Annotated in this window: 2 protein-coding genes and 1 pseudogene; 1 reads left to right on the top strand and 2 read right to left on the bottom strand. The window is 66.3% G+C overall.

Translation table 11 applies throughout. The features are described 5' to 3' along the window. Nucleotides 1–377, bottom strand: a pseudogene (locus SO156_RS45625) (hypothetical protein); the annotation flags it as partial. Between the two features lie 75 nt (nt 378–452). Here SO156_RS45625 and SO156_RS45630 point away from each other — a divergent pair. Next, a complete protein-coding gene (locus SO156_RS45630) occupies nt 453–1,649 on the top strand; it encodes an MFS transporter (protein ID WP_458147099.1) in 1,197 nt (398 codons plus the stop codon). Here the strand turns inward: SO156_RS45630 and dgcA are convergent. Further along, nucleotides 1,619–2,614, bottom strand: coding sequence for an N-acetyl-D-Glu racemase DgcA (dgcA, locus tag SO156_RS45635; RefSeq protein ID WP_498539438.1), 996 nt, complete (start codon nt 2,612–2,614; stop codon nt 1,619–1,621). The two genes, SO156_RS45630 and dgcA, sit on opposite strands and share 31 nt — an antisense overlap. Between the last annotated feature and the right edge of the window lie 172 nt (nt 2,615–2,786).

Genomic DNA, 2,786 nt, shown 5'->3' on the forward strand with positions numbered 1-2,786 from the left:
CAGCGCCAGGAGATCTCCCTGATGATGCGTACACCGCGATGGATCGGCCCGAGGCTGGTCTCGAGCAGGGCCGGATCGACGGCCGCGATCGCGATCGTCTCGGCCTCGCGAATCGCCCGGCGGATCGCCACGAGCGCCTCGGGCAGACGGTCCTCGACGACAGGCTGGCGCTGCGCTGCAAGGGATTCCTCGATTTTCGCGACCGCATCGAGCACCATGCGCGTATCGGCGTTGCGGTTGCGCTTGGCGTATTCGCCGAGGAACCAGCGGCCGCGCGCGGTCTCCATGAAGGCCTCGCGGATCGCATCGTAATCCTGCTCGTTCGGCTCGGCCGCGCGGGCAGACATAGGCGAGAGGGCGAATGCTTCTGTGGCCATGGCAATCTCGTCGCGCAAATCAGTGCGCGTTACAGTAACGATCACCACGATATCGACCGAATCGCAATTGGTTTGATGAAGAGCGAATCACAAATCCCCATCGCAGCAACGCAAGGCCGGCGATTCGCCGTGCGCCTGGCGCTGTTCTACAGCGTCTCGTTCGCCGTCCTCGGCACGCATCTGCCCTTCTTCACGGTGTGGCTGAAGGCGGTCGGCATCGAGCCGGCGTGGATCGGAATCATCAGCGCGGTCCCTGCGGTGACGCGCTTCACTACACTGCCCTTCGTGACCGGCATCGCCGAGCGGCATCAGGCCGTGCGCGCCGCGCTGATCCTGACCGCATTCGCCTCGGCGATCGGCTTCGCGCTGGCTGGCACGCAGCATCAACCCCTGCCGGTGCTGCTGCTCTATATCGTCACCTGCTGCTTCTGGACGCCGCAGCTGCCGCTGACGGACGCCTATGCGCTGCGCGGCGTTGCCCGCTATAAGCTCGACTACGGGCCATTGCGGCTGTGGGGCTCGGTGGCCTTCATCGCAGGCGCGCTCGCCTGTGGGCTTCTGGTCGACGTCATCGCCGCGCGCGAACTGATCTGGATCATCGTCGCGCTTGCGGTGATCACGGCCTTCACCGGCCTTTCGCTTCAGCCATTGGACGACACGCGACGAAAGAGCGCCACCGCGCATGGTGGCAAGCGCCTGCTGCGCGATGCGAGCTTCCTTGCGATCATCGCCTCGGCGGCGCTGATCCAGAGCAGTCATACCGCCTACTACACCTTTGCCTCGATCAACTGGCAGGCTCATGGGCTCGGCGGGCTGACGATCGCCGGCCTTTGGGCGCTCGGCGTGCTCGCGGAGATCATCGTCTTTGCGGTGTCGCCGCGGCTTTCGCTGCATCCGGCGCTGCTGGTCGTGATCGGAGGCGTGAGCGCAGTGGCGCGCTGGTCGATTACCGCGCAGGAGCCGCCGGTCGCAGTGCTTGCGATCGTCCAGCTCGCGCACGGATTGAGCTTCGGCCTCACCCAGGTTGGCGTGATGACCCTGCTGGTGCGTCACGTGCCAGCGCATCAGATGGCGCGCGGGCAGGGCTATTACGCGGCAATCAGCGGGTTGTTGAGCTCGACGACCTCGATCATCTCGGGCGCGATCTACGCGCGCTATGGCGAGGCGCTTTATTACCTGATGGCTACGATGGCCGGCACGGGCGCGATGCTGATGTGGACCGCACGGCATCGCCTCTTCGCTCACCCCCAGAGCGAGGCCTCCGGCGGATAGACGAGGCTCTCGTCATAGCGCAGGCCGTGATCGCGATCCCGCGCCAGCAGCAGCGGCCCGTCGAGATCGACGAACCGCGCCTGTGGCGTCACCAGCATTGCGGGTGCCATCGACAACGAGGTCGCGACCATGCAGCCGACCATGATCTCGAAGCCCAGCGCCTGCGCCGCATCGGCCATGGCGAGCGCCTCGGTGAGGCCGCCGGTCTTGTCGAGCTTGATGTTGACGGCGTCGTAGCGCTCCCGCAGCGGCGCGAGCGAGGAGCGGTCGTGCACGCTCTCGTCGGCGCAGACGGCGAGCGGCCGCTTGATGCGCGCCAGCGCCTCGTCCTGGCCGGCCGGCAGCGGCTGCTCCACCAGGATGACGCCGACCTCGGCGCAGGCGGAAAGGTTCCGCTCCAGATTGGCTGACGTCCAGGCCTCGTTGGCGTCGACGATCAGTTCCGATTCGGGAGCTGCCTTCCGGACTGCGGCGATCCTTTCAGGGTCGCCTTCGCCGCCGAGCTTGATCTTCAGGAGCGAGCGGTGCGCGGCCCTGGCGGTCGCCACCGCCATTGCCTCTGGGGAACCCAGCGAGATCGTGTAGGCGGTGGTGCGCTCCCCCGGAACCGGCCGGTCGAGCAGGTTCCACGCCCGCAGGCCCGCCTCCTTGGCCTCCAGATCGATCAGGGCGCAATCCACTGCGTTGCGGGCCGCCCCGGAGGGCATCGCGGCTTGCAGGGCGCGCCGGTCCAGTCCGCCCCCGATCGCCTCCTGCATGGCCTGGATCGCCCTTAGCGTCGCCTCCGGGGTCTCCCCATAGCGCGCATAGGGCACGCATTCGCCGCGGCCGGTCAGGCCGCCCCGGCCCACCTCGGCAACGACGGTCACGGCCTCCGTCTTGGCGCCCCGGCTGATTGTGAAGAGGCCGGCGATCGGGAAGCGCTCGATTCGCACCCGCAACATTGGAAGTTTGCTGGAAGTCATTTAGAACTCTGGCAATTTCTGAACCGGCTGGTTACCTGATGCAACTAACTATGGCTGGTTGGGGATACCTTCTTCAAGGTAAGGGCGCGTGCGCAACCATCTCTTCTCATCCGACCCTTTCGCAAGGGAGCGGACATCTTGAACGGTGATCCAAAGCTGGAGCGGATTGCAA

The sequence above is a fragment of the Bradyrhizobium sp. UFLA05-125 genome (assembly GCF_059803515.1).